The following is a 14,841-nucleotide window of genomic DNA, read 5'->3' on the forward strand; positions in this document are numbered from 1 at the left end:
GCCTGGCGCTCCGGGCCCACAAGCCGGCCCCGGCGGTCCGGCCCACCACCGCCGTGACCTCAGGCGAGGGCCGGGTGGAGTTCGGGGCGGGCTTCCCACCATGCGCGGTAGAAGGTGTTGTCGGGGATGCTGTCGAGGTACGCGCGTCCCGCCGCCCGGTACAGCAGGCGCGCGCGCCGTTCGGAGACCGCGGACCGGTTCCAGGCGAGCCGGATGCGGCCGGTGAGCGGGTCGCCGGCCAGCGGGCGCAGCACCGTGCCCTCGGTGGGCGGGGAGGTGGGCTGGCTCAGGGAGATGACCCGCCCGGCGGCGATCAGGTCGTAACGTATCTTGCGGTCGTCGATCCGGTAGCGCAACTTCGGTGTGAAGCCGGCCCGATCGCAGGCGCCGACCATGGCTTCCGGCCCGCCGTCGTCGTCCTCGGCCACCGTCAACCAGGTCTCGCCCGCCAGGTCGGCGAGTTCGATCTGCTCCTGCCCGGCCAGGGGGTGGTCGGCGGACAGGCGCACGCAGGCCGGTTCTCTCGGTATGACGGTGCGAGCCGCAGCGCTGTCGGGCAGCGGCACCTCGTGGTCGGCGACCTCCCCGTACAGGATCGCGTCGTACTGCCCGGCACCGAGCATCCGGGTGAGCGTGGTCACCGAGTGCTCGACGGCGACGTCGACCTCGTGGCCGGGCAGTTCCGTCTCCAGGTTCCCGAACAGCCGGCCCAGCAGGACGAGATCGACGCATCCGAGCCGCAGTGTCGGATGCGGTGCGGCGGCTCGCGTCCCGGCGGTCAGGGCGTCCATCTCGCCGAGCACCCGGCGCGCCGCGGACAGCACGAACTCGCCCAGCGGGGTGGGCTCGACGCCCAGTCTGCTGCGGACGAACAGTTCGCCACCCGTGACCTGTTCGATGCGGCGCAGCTGCGCGGAGAGAGCCGGCTGGGACACTCCGAGCCGCATCGCCGCCCGCCCCAGGCTGCCCGCTTCCGCTATCACGCGGACAGCTTCGAGATGCCTCAACTCCAGCTGCATCTCCCCAGCATAGGCAGAGAGACGAGCGGGACGGGGAAGCGCGGGCGGGGTGGCCATAACGCGGGTCTTATGACCGATGGGAGGTCCCCTTTTCGCCATCCTCCCGCTCATACTCGGCGCATCCCCCCGCAGAAAGGCCGATATGACCGCCGCTCCTCTCGTGTGTGTCGTCGACTCCTACAGGCTGTCGAAGAGCCTGGTCGACGCGTTCCTCCGGCGCGGTGCGGCCGTGGTGCGGGTGCAGAGCACCCCGGACGTCCCCGCCGCCTACCGGGGCCCGTTCGACCTGTCGGACTACCGCGACAACATCGTCCATCGAGGAGACCTGGCCGCCACGGCCCGCGCGGTCGCGGCCCACCGGCCCGTCGCCGTGGTCCCCGGCGGCGAGACAGGAGTCGAACTGGCCGACGCGCTGAGCGAGTTGCTGGGCCTGCCCACCAACGGCACCGCGCTGAGCGGCGCGCGCCGCAACAAGTACCTCATGACCGAGACGGTGCGGCAGGCGGGGCTCGCCGCCGCCCGGCAGGCGTTCGTGACCGACAAGCGGGCGGTGCGTGCCTGGCACGCTTCCGTGGGCGGCCGGATCGTCGTCAAACCGCTGCGCAGCGCGGCGGGCAACGGCGTCCACTTCTGCGACACCCCCGACGAGTCGGCGGCTGCCGCCCGCGCGGTCATCGGTTCGCAGAACGTCTTCTCCGAGCGCAACACCGCCGCCGTGGCCCAGGAGTACCTGCGCGGCACCGAGTACATGGTGAACACGGTCAGCCGGGACAGGGTCCACCGGGTCTGCGAGATCTGGCGCACCACCCGGATCACCGCCAACGGCGTGGCCGACCTCCCGGACACCGTGTACCTGATGCCGCGCCGGGGCGAGGTGCAGGACCGGCTGACCGCGTACGCGGGCGAGGTGCTGGACGCGCTCGGCATCCGGCACGGTCCCGCCCACGTCGAGATCAAGATCACCGCCTCCGGTCCCGTTCTGGTGGACGCGGGGGCCCGGATCGGCGGTGCGCACCTTCCACGCTGCGCGCAACTCGCCCGCGGGGCCTCGCAGCTCGACTGGACGGTCGACGCCTATCTGGACCCCGACCGGTTCATGGCGCGGCACAAGGACGACGACCCGCGGTCCCTGCACTGCGCGTTCGTCGGCCTGGTCTCCCCGTTCTGCGGCACGCTGCGCGGCTACCCGTACCTGGAACGGCTGCGCACACTCGAGAGCTTCCACGAGGTCCGGGTGGCCGTGGCACCGGGACAGCTGATCCGGCGCACGGTGGACGACCTGAGCTACCCCGCGATCGTGGTCCTGCTGCACGAGAGCGAGGAGACCGTCCTGCGGGACGCCAACACGATCCGATACCTGGACGGCCCGTCGTTCTACGACGTGGCCGCCTCGGGCCGCGAGTAGCCGGGCTCGCCTCCTGTCACCGGCTGTCACGCCCGTCACCCGCGAGGAGCGCCTCCGTGCCCGCCACACCCGGCCGCGTCAGGGGAGCCGGCTGCCTGACCGCCGGAGACCCAGGGCGGTCGGCAGCCCGGCGAGGGCCGTGAAGAAAGCGGTGCGCAGCCACTGGAAGGTCCGGTGGCGGCCGGCCGGAGGCGGCTCGGCAGGCCGGAGACATCGCCGTCACGGAGCGTCGGATCCCGGCTGTGCTTCGCCGCGCCCGGCACCCGTCAAGGCACCGGCGCGGTGCGCAGGCGGTCGAGGAGCTTCGCCTCGGCTGCTTCGGAGCGCGGGTCGCGCCAGAAACCGAGAGGAACGGCGCGCAGGTGGCGGCCCTGCGGATCGAGGAGGTGGCCGCCCAGCTTCATCGGCCACAGGGTCAGCGCCCGGTCCGCGACGACGAGTTCCGGGAAGCGCTCGACGAGCCGCGACTCGAAGGACGCGATGTCCTCGACCGAGCGCAGCCAGGCGGCGAGCAACAGGTTGTGCGGACCGGAGAGCGAGGCGCACAGGCGGATCTCGCGCAGGGCGCTGATGCGTTCGGCGAGGTGCGGGGCCCGGCTCTGCGGCACGGCTGCCCACAGTGACACCGACACGGGCCAGCCGGAGAGGGTCCGGGCGACCTCGCAGCGGTAGACCAGGGCGCGTTCGGCGTCGAGCCGGTCGAGACGGCGGCGGACGGTGGTCGGGCTGAGGCCGGTACGGCGGGCGAGCTGGACGGCGCTCTGCCGGGGATCCTCGCTGAGCGCGCGTACGAGTTCCAGGTCGCGGCCTTGGAGCAGCCGGCCGCCCCCCTGCCGGGCCTCGGCGGTCGCGGCGGGAGCGAGACGCCGGCGCTGGTCCTCGGTGAGCCGGTCGAGACGCCACCGGCTGCCCTCGGTGTGCAGGGTGGTGGCGACCTGGGTGCGGGACGCGGCCACCCCGTCGAGCGCGCCGAGGCGGAAGCCGACATAGCGGGCGAGTTCGGCCTGGTCGTGGAAGGCAGCGGTGACGAGGAGGTCCCGGCCGCCGCTGACGTGCTCGAGGTTGAACACGTGCGGGTCCTCGGCGATCGTGGCGGCGACCTCGTGGAGCCGGCCGGCCGCGCAGTCGACCTCGATGAAGGCGACGACCGACTGTCCGTGCCCGTGGCTCCTCGGGTGGACGCCGATCCAGGCGTGACCGGCGCGGGTCAGCCGCCCCCAGCGGCGGGCGATGGTCGACGCGTCGAGGCCGAGGACGTCGCCGATCGTCTGCCAGTCGGCGCGGGGCGCGATCTGCAGAGCGGTCACCAGGAGGTAGTCGAGCTCGTCGAGCAAGGTCGGCTCCTGACGCTCCGGAATCCGGCGGATGTCTGCAAAAGATCATCCCTTCCCGCAGGATTCCCGCATGTGGGCGGCGATTGTTGCAGGGATCGGCACTATACCCGCCATGTTCCAGCTCAGTGACACCCTCATCCACGAAGACTCCCTCGTCCGGCTGCGCCACGACCTGCATCGCGAGCCCGAACTGGGTCTCGACCTGCCGCTCACCCGGCGGAAGGTCCTCGACGCGCTCGACGGACTGCCGCTGGAGATCACGCTGGGCAAGCGGCTCAGCTCGGTGACCGCCGTGCTCCGCGGTGGCCGGCCGGGCCCCGCCGTCCTGCTGCGCGCCGACATGGATGCCCTGCCCGTCCAGGAGGACAGCGGCGTCCCGTACTCCTCCGGGGCGCCGGGCCTGATGCACGCATGCGGGCACGATCTGCACACCGCGGGCCTCGTGGGCGCGGCACGGCTGCTCGCCGCGCGGCGGGAGGAGCTCACGGGCGATGTCGTCCTCATGTTCCAGCCGGGCGAGGAGGGCATGCGGGGTGCTGCCCTGATGGTCGAGGAGGGAGTCCTCGACGCCGCCGGGAGCCGGGTGGTGGCGGCGTACGCGCTGCACGTGACCTCGGCCGTTCTGCCCACCGGATACGCGGCCGTCCGCCCGGGCCCGATGCTGGCGGCGTCCGACGCGGTCACGGTCCGGGTCGACGGCGCGGGCGGCCACGGATCGTCACCGCACTCCGCGAAGGATCCCGTGCCCGCCGTGTGCGAGATGGTCACGGCCCTCCAGACGATGGTCACCCGCACGGTGGACGTCTTCGACCCGGCGGTGGTGACGGTGGGTTCGCTGCACGCCGGCTCCGCGGGCAACGTGATCCCGGAGAGCGCCGAGTTCGAGGCGACCGTACGGTCCTTCTCCCGGGAGACCCAGGCGAAGGTCAGGGCGGGGATCGAGCGGACCGTCCGCGGTGTCGCCGCCGCACACGGCGTGGACGTCGCGATCGACTACGAGGAGAACTACCCGGTCACCGTCAACGACCCGGCCGAGGCCGCCTTCGCGCTCCGCACCGCACGTGACCTCCTCGGCGCGGACCGCGCGTTCGAGGCGCCGCGACCGCTGACCGGGTCCGAGGACTTCTCCTTCGTGCTGGACCAGGTGCCGGGTGCGTACCTCGGCCTCGGCGCCTGCCCACCGGACCGCGACCCGGCGGCGGCCCCGTACAACCACTCGCCCCGCGCCGTCTTCGACGACCGTGCCGTGCTCCACGCGGCCGTACTGCTCGCCGAACTCGCCGCCGGCCGCCTTGGGGCAACCGGCGAGGAGGGCTCGTGAGCGCGACCGGTCCCACACCCTCCACCGTCACGGCCGCCGCGAGCCCGGAGCGTTCCGCGTCCGTGGGCGCCGTCGTCGGCCTGCTGGTGCTCTTCGAGCTGACGAGCGGCTTCCTCCAGGGCGGGATCACCCCGCTGCTGCCGGACATCGGGCACGAACTCGGCATCCCCGATGCCGAACTGACGTGGGTGATCTCCGCGCAACTGCTCGCCGCCGCCGTGTCGGTCCCGGTCCTCGGCCGGCTGGGTGATCTGCACGGCCACCGCAGGGTGCTGCGCCTCGTGCTCGTCTGCGTCGCCGCCGGCTCCCTGCTCACGGCGTTCGCCCCGACCACGCCGGTGCTCATCGTGGGCAGGGTGCTGCTCGGGCCCCTGGCCGCCCTGCTGCCCCTGGAGATCGCCCTGGTCCGCGACCGGCTGCCGGTCGACAAGGCCCGCTCCGCGATCGCGTGGCTCGTCGGAGCCCTCGCCCTCGGCACCCTGCTCGGCGGAGTCGTCATGGGCGCGGTCGACGAGGTCACGGGAGACGTGCGGACCACCTTGCTGGTCCCGGTGGTGCTCGCCGCAGTGTGCGTTCCCGTCTCCTGCCTCCTCATCCCGGAGTCGGCACGCACCGCCGAAGGCCGGCTCGACTGGCCGGGTGCGGTGTTGCTGAGCCTGACCATGGTGTCGCTCCTGTCCGGGGTCTCCACCGCGAAGGAGGACGGCTGGCTGTCCGCGGCGGTGCTGGGCCGCCTGCTCCTCGCCGTCGTCCTCGCCATGGCGTGGGTGCTGGTCGAACGGCGCACGACGGCGCCGCTGGTGGACGTCCGGGCGCTGGCCGACCGGGGGGTCGCGCCGTTCTTCGTGGGCGCGGCCGCCTTCGGTGTGCTGTACTTCGGCAGCCTGTCGCCCGACGCCACGTTCCTGGCCGCCGATCCCGACCGCACCGGGTACGGCTTCGGGCTCTCGGCGCTGGGGATCTCCCTCGTGGCCCTGCCGGCGGCTGTGACGGCAGTCGTCACCTCCTCGCTCACGGCACGCATCGCCGGACGGCTCGGCTACGTCCCGGCCCTGGTGCTCGCGTTCGTGACGATCGGCGCCGGTTTCCTGGTCACGGCCGTCCTGCACACCGAACTGTGGCAGTTGGTGGCGGCGAGGATCCTCGCGGGACTCGGGACGGGAGTGGCGCTGGGCGCCCTGCCCACCGTGATCGCGGAGAGCAGTGACCCGTCCCGTACCGGTGTGACCACCGCCCTGTACAACAACGCCAAAACGCTCGGTGGCGCGGTCGCGGGCGGTGTGATCGCCACCCTGCTGGCCTCGTCGGCGAGACCGGGACCGGGCGACGGGGCACCGGCCGAATCGGGCTACGTGACGGTCTGGCTGGTCTGCGCCTTCATCGCCTTCGCGGCGGCGGCGGCATCGGCGGTCGCCCGCCGAGCAGGACACGACTGAGGTGACCGGCTGGAATCCCGGGGTTCCGACGGCTCAGGCGGAACAGCTGGCGGGTCGCTGCCTGCCGGAAGCGGGAACGGACGCGGGTATCCACATCGTCGGCTGGTATCCGATCGACCTCTGGAACGCCACGGGCGACAGCCGCAAGACCCAGGCGAAGAAGCTTCGGGCCGACACACTCCTCGTCGAGCTACAGGACCAGGCGGCGAGCCTCTCCCAGGAGGGCGCACTTCACCTCCGCCCCATGGTGATCAACGTCCCCCGGCCGCACCGGCAGTAGGCGATCACCGGCGTTCGGTACCGGCCGGCACGCGCCCGCACGACGCCACGGGCACGGACCGGGGGTCGTGCCGCATCGAGCGTCCGGCGTGAGCGATCCGCCGCGGTCCGCGGGCGTCCGGGGCGGTGGTTCAGGCGTCGCCGGGCGCCTCGTCCGACGCCGGCAGGGCCGGTTCGGGGGACGGCCGTGCCCGTATCCGCCACGCCGGGCCGCTCGGTCCCCCGCAGGGGCCGGGTCGCCCCCTCCGGTGCTCAGTGCCCGCCGGTCCGCTCGGTGCCCCGGCGGGGGCGGAGCAGGGTCGCCGCCATGAGCGCGGTGCCCGCCAGGCCCACCGCCGCGATCACGGACACCGCGGTGAAGCCCCGGTCGTAGGCGTGCTGCGCCGAGTGCAGCACCTCGCGGGCGGTCCCGGACGGCACGTGTGTCATGACGTCCTCCGCCGCGGCGAACGACTCCCGCGCCCGGGCCCGCTGCTCTGCGGACAGGCCCGGCACCTGCGGCAGGCCCGTGCGGTACACGGCGGTCAGGACGGTGCCGAGGACGGCGACACCGAGTCCCGCGCCGAGTTCGAAGGACGTCTCCTGGATGGCCGCCGCCTCCCCGGACCGCTCGGGCCGCGCGGCACCCATGATGGAATCGGCGCCCAGGGTCATGACGATGCCGGCGCCGTACCCCGCGGCGAGCAGCGGGACGAGCAGGACGCCGTAGTGCGCGGTGTCGCCGACGGCCGCGATGGCGGCGTACGCGACGGCGAACAGGGAGAGCGCACCGGTCAGCGCCCAGCGGTTGCCCCACCGGTTCGCCGCCCAGGGGGCCGTGACCGCGCCGAGGGCGTTGGCGCCCGCCAGCGGCATCAGCGCGAGCCCGGCACGCAGCGGCGAGTAACCGCCCACCTGCTGGAGCCACTGGGTGAGGAAGAACAGCAGGGCGACGTAGCTGCCGAAGCAGCCGATGACACACAGCGTGGCGGTGGTGAAACGGCGTTCGCGGAAGAGGGTGAAGTCCAGCAGCGGCTCGGCGATGCGCCGTTGCCGCCGGACGAAGGCGTAGATCAGGGCGCTTCCGACGAGTCCGGTGACGACGATCACGGTGTTCAGCCCGGCGTGTTCGCCGGCCTGCTTGAGCGCGTAGACGACGCCCGCCAGACCGGCCACCGACAGCGCGACGCTGGCCACGTCCCAGCGGCGGGGTTCGGGGTTGCGCGACTCGGGGATGACGCGGGCACCGACGGCCAGGATGACCACGATGATGGGGACGTTGATGAGGAACACCGCTCCCCAGCCCCATTTCTCGGTGACCAGACCGCCCGCCAGCGGGCCGATGGTGGCCCCGACGCTGTGCGCGGAGGTCCAGATGCCGAGGGCGACGGCGCGCTCGCGGTCGTCGGGGAAGACCACCCGGATGATGGCCACGGTGGACGCCATGATCATCGCCGCGCCGACGCCGAGCGCGGCACGGGCCGCGATGAGCTGTGCGGTCGAGGTCGAGAAGGCGGCCGCGGCGGAGGCGACGCCGAAGGTGACGAAGCCGCTGAGCACCATGCGGCGCCGGCCGATGCGGTCGCCGAGGGTGCCGCAGGTGACCAGGAGGGCGGCGAGCGTCAGGGAGTAGACGTCCACGATCCACAGCAACTGGGCGGGGCTCGGTTCCAGGTCCCGGCTCAGGCTCGGCACCGCCACGTGCAGGACGGTGAGGTCGATGCCGCACAGGAAGAGGCTGCCCGACACCACGGCCAGGACCAGCCACCGCTGACGCGCGGGGAGGTCCGGCCGCGCCGGCCCCCCGGTGTTCGTCGAGCGGTCCGCACTCTTCTTCCCGCCCGCTGATCCGGCCGCGGCGGGCGCCTTGCTCTCCGTCATGTTCTCAGCTTCCGTAAGTACCGACGCGGCTTGCAAGTACGGTCATTCGTGTCACCTAGTACCACGCTGTATACCAATGGAGGTCGGGGATGCGTTCCAAGGTGGAGGAAGCCTCGGATCACTGTGCGGTCGAGTTCGCCATGGAACTGCTCGGTGGCCGTTGGAAACTGGCCATTCTCAAACAGCTGGTCTCGGGCACGCACCGCTTCGGCGAGTTGCGGCGCGCGCTGCCGGGTGTCACGCAGCGCATGCTGACCCGTCAGCTGAGGGAGCTGGAGGCGGACGGGCTGGTGGAGCGGACCGTGTACCGGGAGGTGCCGCCGCGGGTCGAGTACGCCCTCACCGACGTCGGCCACACGCTGGACTCCATCACGGAGCAACTGGACGCGTGGGGCCGCTGGTACCGCGACACGGTCCGCTGTGACGCGCCGTCCGGTCCCGGCGCGTCCGCCTGACCGGGGTACGGTGGGCGGCCGCGCAGGGACCGGACGGCTGTCGCGGGATGCGGTGGACCTCGCCGGGGGCGCCCCCGGCAGGCCGGCTCAGAACTCCGCGAGGTTCTGCCGCAAGGTCTGGCCGGGCGTGTACGCGGCCCGGGTCAGTCCGCGCCGCTGGAGCGCGGGCACGAGACCGTCGGTGACGTCGGCGACCCAGCGGCGGTTCAGCCGGAGCACCGGGGTGGTGAGCATGAACCCGTCGCCGCCGACCTCCTCCATCACCTCGCCCATCCGCTCCGCCACCTGGTCGGGCGTGCCGATGAGTTCCACCGAGGAGACCAGCCCGCCGGCGGCGTCCATCACCAGTTCCCGCAGTGTCTTGCCACTGCCCCACTGCTGGAGCTGGTCCAGCGACCCCTGTTCCCCGTTGGTCTCCAGCCGGTACGGCAGTGGCTCGTCCAGGTCGAACCGGGCGAAGTCGATCTCCGTGAGCGCGGAGGTCTCGGCGAGGATGTCGTGGATGAACTGGGGCGAGGAGATCATCCGCTGGTGCTTGTCCCGCGCGTCCTGCTCGGTTTCGCCGAGCGTGGGAGTGACGCAGAACAGCACCTTGACGTCGTCGGGGTCCCGGCCGGCCGCCTCGGCGTGCTTGCGCACGTCGTCGCGGAACTCCTTCATGCCGACCACACCGTTGGCGATGGCGATGACCGAGTCGGCGTTGCGCGCGGCGAAGACCCGGCCGCGGGGGGAGGCGCCGGCCTGCACGAAGGCGGGCCGGTGCTGCGGGGAGGGCACGGTGTTCAGCGGACCGCGCACGCTGTAGTACTCGCCCTCGAAGTGGATCGGGCGGACCTTGGTGTGGTCGGCGTAGACGCCGTTCTCCCGGTCGAGCACGACGGCGTCCTCGTCCCAGGAGGCGAAGAGCTGCCGTACGACGTCGACGTACTCGTCCGCCATGGCGTACCGCACGTCGCGCGGCGGCAGCTTCCGCAGGCCGAAGTTCTGTGCGGCCAGGTCCTCGGCGCTGGTGACGATGTTCCAGCCGAAGCGCCCGCCGAGCATGCTGTCCATCGTCGAGGCGAGGCGCGCCGTCATGAACGGCGGGTAGGCCAGCGTGGACAGGGTGGCGACGATGCCCAGGTGGGAGGTGGCCAGGCCCATCGCGACGGCCAGGGGGACCGGATCGTGTTTGGGGACGACCATGCCCTGCCGCAGCGCCCGCTCGGCGGAACCGCCGTAGCTCTCCGGGACCATCAGCTTGTCCTCGATGATCACGTAGTCGAAGCAGGCGCGTTCGAGCGCCTGGGCCACCTCCGTGTGGAACCTGCCGTCCCACGGGGAGCCTCCGCTGCCGAAGGGGCCCTGCCAGTCGTCCGGCGTGAAGTTGAAGATACAGGCGAGGTGGAACTTCCGGGTCACGGCCGTGGTCTCCCTTCGGGGCGTGCGGCGGTTCGGTGCTGTGCGTCCGGGCGGCGGTCCGGACGGGTCTGCGCGAAGAGCAGTCCCGTGCCCTCGCGCACCATGGCCGTCGCCTCGTCCACGACATGGCGCAGCAGCTTCTCCCCCAGGCCGGCGTCGGAGCCGGAGGTGGAGGAGAGGACTCCGTGGTGGGTGGTCTGTGCCACGTCGACGGGGTGCAGGTAGACGCCCGCCCGGGGCGGGTTGTCGTGGTCGGGACGTTCGTCGGTGACGAGATCGGGCCGCAGGTGGAGCATGAGGCTCGTCTCGGTGACTCCCGCGTGCTCGGCGTGCCAGCCGGGGAACGCGCGGATCTCCGCATCGGTCCAGGTGTCGCGGACCAGGCTCCACCAGCTGAAGGCGAACACCTCGGTGCTGTCCAGCAGACCCTGCTCGCGCACCTGGTCCAGGGCCTCGAAGAGGAACGGCTCGTTCTCGTAGTGCCCGTTGACCACGATCAGCCGGGCCATGGGGAGCGCCACCAGGGCCGTGAGCGTCTCGCGCAGGAAGCGGACGAGGGTGTCACCGGCCACGTACACCGTGCCGGGGAAGTACAGCCCGCCACCGCTCTGCGGCAGGGAGCGTGCGCCGATGGCCTGTGCGGGCAGGGTGAACGCGTCGAGTTCCCCGGCGATCTCGGCGGCGAAGGCCTCCGCCAGGATCAGGTCGACGGACAGCGGCAGGTGCGGGCCGTGCTGCTCTATCGCCCCGATGGGCCACACGACGGTGCGCCCGCGCACGGCGTCGGCGACCTGGGCGCTGGTCAGGTCGGTGAGGAGCGGCGCGCCCGGGTGACGGGAGGTCACAGCGCCGCCCCCTCGCGTGCTTGCGCGCCGCTTCGGGCCGTGGCGGGAGCGGCGACGAGGTCCCGGGTCTCCGCCACGATGCGTTCGAGCGTCTCGTACATGTCGGTGTGCAGCGCCGTGTACACCTGGGCCACGTTCGCGCCGACGCTGAGGTAGTCGGCCACGTCGCGGCCGCTGGTGACTCCGCCGCAGCCCATGATCGGCAACTCGACGCCCCTCTTGCGCAGTTGCCAGACGGCGGCGATGACGAGCGGCTTGAGGCCGGGGCCCGAGTAGCCGAAGACACCGCCGAGTTCGAGCCCTCCGGTCGCGGGGGACACGGCCGCGCCGCCGATGGTGTCGCTCAGGGTGATGGCGTCCGCTCCCCCCGCGATGGCGGCACGCACCCGGTCCTGGAGCCCTTCGCCGACGGCGAGCTTGACGGACAGGGGCAGCGCCGTCCTGCCGCGGGTCTCGGAGGTGTAGGCGTAGACCCGGTCGGGGTTGTCGTCCTCCAGCCCCTCCTCCTCGTTGAGGCAGGAGATGCCGAGTTCCAGGGCCTGGCACCCGGTCGCCTCGACGTCCTTGGCCAGAGCGGCGAGTTCGGCCGGGCTGTCGGCGTGCAGCGAGGCGATGACCGGCAGCCGGTCCTCGGCGAACGAACGCAGGACCCCCAGCCAGTGGTCGACCGGTCGCTTGGAGTAGGTGGTGCTGTTGAGCATGCCGACGGGCAGCCGGATGATCCGCTCGTCGAGACCCTGCGGCGGGTTGGGGTGGATGGTCTTGGTGACGACCGCTCCGGCGCCCCGCTCGATGAGCCGGCGGATGTTGCGTTCCTGGTCCGTCAGCAGTCCGGAACCGACTATCACGGGATTGGCCAGCGACAGGCCTAATATCGACACGTCAGGCACTCGATGACTCCGTCCGGTGGATGAGGCAGGTGGCGGTGTGCAGGCGGGTGCCGGTCAGGCCACAAGACTCGCGCTGACGGCCTCGCGCTGCCGCTCGGTGGCGGCGAGCACGGCGTCGATGAGCAGGGCCGGCTTCTCGGTGAACTCGTCGAAGTCGATGGCCTGGACGGCCCCCACGCGGTGGAGGCCCTTGAGGAGGTGGCTCGCGGAGTCGACGAACGGCTGCTTGGTGATCAGGACGATGGGGCGCCCGAGGGCGGTGGCCCAGCCGAGTTCGACGTGGGTGCCGTCCGTGCGTCGCAGGGTGTTGTCCTCCAGCACCGGCAGGACGGGCACGAAGACGTCGCACTTCCTCATCCAGCGGAAGTCGCGCACGGAGACCTGCTCCGGGGTGAAGGACGCCGTCTCGGCCCCGAACTTCTCCACGACGTGCGCCGAGAAGACATTGGCTCCGTTGTCCCGGGCGATGCCGATCGCCGTCGTGATCGCGTCCTGCAGGTGACCGACGAACCCGTCCGCCAGGATGGCGTGCTGGATCGGTCCGCCCACGAAGACGTCCAGTCCTTGGAGCAGGCCGTTCTCTCGTGCGGGCGTCTCCTGGGCGCGGGTTCCCTGCTTCGATTCCATGACGTGGTCACTCCTTCTGCTACGGGGGGTGATGACTTCCGTCCGGCTGACGATTCCGGTGGACAGGCCCGGAAGCGGGCAGCATGGTGCGCGGTACCGCTGCCGCGCGGGGTGCGCGCGGCCGTACCGGTGGAGCGGGGGAGAAGAGGGGGGAAGCGGCGCCGCGTGCCGTGGCGGAGGATCCGCCGCCGGGCGCGCGGCGTCAGGAGGCGTCGGCTATCCGCGCGTACCGGCCGCGGTGGTACAGCAGGGGCCGCGGCGCGTCGGCCGACGCCTCGACCCGGCGCACGTCACCGATCACCACGAGGTGATCGCCTCCGTCGTGCTCGGTGTGCACGCGGCAGTCGATCCACGCCGTCGCGCCCTCCAGGCGGGGCGCGCCGTCCGGTGACGCGGTCCAGGCCACGCCGTCGAACTTGGCACCGCCGGAGCGCGCGAACCGCTCGCACAGGGAACGCTGCTCCTCCGCCAGCACGTTGACGCAGAAGGACGCGCTGCTCCTGATCACCGGCCAGCTGGTCGAGGTACGGCTGACGCAGAGGACGACGCGCGGCGGGTCGAGGGAGAGCGACGAGAACGCCTGGCAGGTGAATCCGGCGGGGCCCGCGGGCCCCACGGCGGTGACGACGGTGACGCCGGAACAGAAGCGTCCCAGAACGGAGCGGAACGCACTGGAGGTCACGGGGTCCTGGACTGCTGCGGTGGTGCTCTCGCCTAACAAGGGCCCTGTCCTTTCGGCCCGTACAGGCAGGTCGCATGAGACCAGCCCGCCAGGCGCCGGTTCGGCGATGGGGCTGCAAGTCTGCCCCAGGTGATCGAAGCCGACAAGATCTCTATGTTTTCTGATAAAGATCCTGCCATCATTGCCGCGTGATGAACGATCCAGACATCTGTGACGACCTTGACCGGCGCATCGTGGCAGCACTCCAGATCAACCCCCGCGCCGGGGTGGCAGAGGTCGGGCGCATATTCGGGGAGCATGAACGCTCGGTGGCGCGGCGCCTCCAGCGGCTCCTGGACGCGGGCCTCATCCGCTGTACGGCCGATCTCGACCCCCTGCACAGCGGGTTCGGGTACGCCGCCCACATGCGGATGCGGACCGCAAGCGATTGTCTGGAAAATGTCTGCCAAGGATTGGCAAGGCATCCGGAAGTGCTTAACGTCGCCGTCGTGAGCGGAGGGGCGGGCCTCGTGTGGTGCCACCTGCTCGTGAGGGGACGGCCGCGCCTGCCCTCACCGTTGCGGGAGACGCCCGGCCTGCCCGACGCCGTGGTGCTCGGAACACACATCACCCTGCGCACGTTTCGCACCGAGGCCGAGTGGCACGCCCCCGTCCTGACCGCAGAGGAGGAGAAGCGCTTGCGGGCAAGCCTGGTCCAGCCCCTGCCCGGACCCCCGCGCCGGCACGACCTCACGCCGACCGAACGGCGGGTGGCCGAGGTCCTGCGGAGGAACGCCCGGATCAGCCTCACCGACCTCGGCAAGGAGCTGGGCTTCTCCACCGCCACGGCGGGACGCCGGGTGGCCTCCCTGCTGGAACGCCGGGTGCTGCGCCTGCGTACCGCCGCCGATCCGGCCGTCCTGGGCCGTCCCGTGACGGCGCGCGTGCGGCTGAAGGTCCACCCGGCGGGCCTCGAAACCGTCGGTACCGCCTTGTCCGCCTGCGGGGACGTGCGCTTCTGCGCCGCCGTGACAGGGCGTCACAACATCCTCGCGGACGTGTGTGTCGAGGACGAGACCGGTCTGTACGGCTTCATCGTCGGCACGCTCGGAGCACTGCCGCACATCCTCGACTGCGACACGGAGATCCTCACGCACGTCTCCGCACACGGCTCCGCCGCGAGCGACTCGCCCCGGTGAGCCCTGCCGTCCCTCCGCCAGCGACCACGGGAGCCCCCTCTTGGCCATGCCGCCCAAATCCACGACGACCAAGCACATCTTCGTCACCGGGGGTGTCGCCTCCTCGCTC

14 protein-coding genes and 1 pseudogene are annotated in these 14,841 nt (G+C 71.9%); 7 read left to right on the plus strand and 8 right to left on the minus strand.

Annotation, left to right across the window (positions count from 1 at the left end; genetic code table 11):
* Positions 1–59: 59 nt before the first annotated feature.
* Positions 60–1,019, minus strand: a complete 960-nt coding sequence (locus ACZ63H_RS28650) for a LysR family transcriptional regulator (RefSeq protein WP_469869890.1) — start codon at positions 1,017–1,019, stop codon at positions 60–62.
* A 142-nt stretch (positions 1,020–1,161) separates the two neighbouring features.
* Between ACZ63H_RS28650 and ACZ63H_RS28655 the strand changes: the two genes are divergently transcribed.
* Positions 1,162–2,424 (plus strand): ATP-grasp domain-containing protein, encoded by a 1,263-nt coding sequence (locus ACZ63H_RS28655; RefSeq protein WP_469869892.1) that lies wholly within the window; start codon positions 1,162–1,164, stop codon positions 2,422–2,424.
* 266 nt (positions 2,425–2,690) lie between these two features.
* Here ACZ63H_RS28655 and ACZ63H_RS28660 read toward each other — a convergent pair whose 3' ends face one another.
* A complete protein-coding gene (locus ACZ63H_RS28660; RefSeq protein WP_469869894.1) occupies positions 2,691–3,758 on the minus strand; it encodes an Lrp/AsnC family transcriptional regulator in 1,068 nt (355 codons plus the stop codon).
* 112 nt (positions 3,759–3,870) lie between these two features.
* Here ACZ63H_RS28660 and ACZ63H_RS28665 point away from each other — a divergent pair, with 112 nt between their 5' ends.
* From ACZ63H_RS28665 to ACZ63H_RS28675, 3 genes are read left to right on the plus strand one after another with little or no spacing between them, the layout of a single operon-like run.
* The gene (locus ACZ63H_RS28665) at positions 3,871–5,079 is read left to right on the plus strand and encodes a M20 metallopeptidase family protein (RefSeq protein ID WP_469869896.1); all 1,209 of its coding nucleotides are present in this window, start codon (positions 3,871–3,873) and stop codon (positions 5,077–5,079) included.
* Complete coding sequence (locus ACZ63H_RS28670; protein ID WP_469869898.1) at positions 5,076–6,515, plus strand: MFS transporter; 1,440 nt, start codon at positions 5,076–5,078, stop codon at positions 6,513–6,515. The genes ACZ63H_RS28665 and ACZ63H_RS28670 overlap by 4 nt, the downstream gene beginning before the upstream one ends.
* Before the next feature lies 1 nt (position 6,516).
* A complete protein-coding gene (locus tag ACZ63H_RS28675; RefSeq protein ID WP_469869900.1) occupies positions 6,517–6,795 on the plus strand; it encodes a hypothetical protein in 279 nt (92 codons plus the stop codon).
* 251 nt (positions 6,796–7,046) lie between these two features.
* Here the strand turns inward: ACZ63H_RS28675 and ACZ63H_RS28680 are convergent, their stop codons facing one another.
* Positions 7,047–8,654 (minus strand): MFS transporter, encoded by a 1,608-nt coding sequence (locus ACZ63H_RS28680; protein WP_469869902.1) that lies wholly within the window; start codon positions 8,652–8,654, stop codon positions 7,047–7,049.
* 89 nt (positions 8,655–8,743) lie between these two features.
* Between ACZ63H_RS28680 and ACZ63H_RS28685 the strand changes: the two genes are divergently transcribed.
* On the plus strand, positions 8,744–9,109 hold the full coding sequence (locus tag ACZ63H_RS28685; protein ID WP_469869904.1) for a winged helix-turn-helix transcriptional regulator: 366 nt from the start codon (positions 8,744–8,746) through the stop codon (positions 9,107–9,109).
* A gap of 87 nt (positions 9,110–9,196) precedes the next feature.
* Here the strand turns inward: ACZ63H_RS28685 and ACZ63H_RS28690 are convergent, their stop codons facing one another.
* The 5 genes from ACZ63H_RS28690 to ACZ63H_RS28710 all read right to left on the minus strand — a co-directional run bounded on the left by ACZ63H_RS28690 (position 9,197) and on the right by ACZ63H_RS28710 (position 13,554).
* Positions 9,197–10,510: an NtaA/DmoA family FMN-dependent monooxygenase gene (locus ACZ63H_RS28690; RefSeq protein ID WP_469869906.1), complete on the minus strand. Its 1,314-nt coding sequence runs from the start codon at positions 10,508–10,510 to the stop codon at positions 9,197–9,199.
* Positions 10,507–11,355: a creatininase family protein gene (locus tag ACZ63H_RS28695; RefSeq protein WP_469869908.1), complete on the minus strand. Its 849-nt coding sequence runs from the start codon at positions 11,353–11,355 to the stop codon at positions 10,507–10,509. The genes ACZ63H_RS28690 and ACZ63H_RS28695 overlap by 4 nt, the downstream gene beginning before the upstream one ends.
* Positions 11,352–12,245 carry a beta/alpha barrel domain-containing protein gene (locus ACZ63H_RS28700; protein ID WP_469869910.1) on the minus strand — a complete coding sequence of 298 codons (894 nt, stop codon included), beginning with the start codon at positions 12,243–12,245 and terminating at the stop codon, positions 11,352–11,354. The genes ACZ63H_RS28695 and ACZ63H_RS28700 overlap by 4 nt, the downstream gene beginning before the upstream one ends.
* A gap of 54 nt (positions 12,246–12,299) precedes the next feature.
* Entirely contained in the window at positions 12,300–12,872 is a 573-nt protein-coding gene (locus tag ACZ63H_RS28705) for a nucleoside 2-deoxyribosyltransferase (protein WP_469869912.1), read from the minus strand.
* 202 nt (positions 12,873–13,074) lie between these two features.
* Complete coding sequence (locus tag ACZ63H_RS28710) at positions 13,075–13,554, minus strand: flavin reductase family protein (RefSeq protein ID WP_469869914.1); 480 nt, start codon at positions 13,552–13,554, stop codon at positions 13,075–13,077.
* A gap of 191 nt (positions 13,555–13,745) precedes the next feature.
* Here ACZ63H_RS28710 and ACZ63H_RS28715 point away from each other — a divergent pair.
* Both ACZ63H_RS28715 and ACZ63H_RS28720 read left to right on the plus strand, forming a co-directional pair.
* Positions 13,746–13,874: pseudogene (locus ACZ63H_RS28715) on the plus strand (AsnC family protein); the annotation flags it as partial.
* Positions 13,875–14,042: 168 nt separating this feature from the next.
* Positions 14,043–14,732 (plus strand): Lrp/AsnC family transcriptional regulator, encoded by a 690-nt coding sequence (locus tag ACZ63H_RS28720; RefSeq protein ID WP_469869922.1) that lies wholly within the window; start codon positions 14,043–14,045, stop codon positions 14,730–14,732.
* Positions 14,733–14,841: the final 109 nt, after the last annotated feature.

The organism is Streptomyces sp. NPDC104831, from assembly GCF_055583025.1.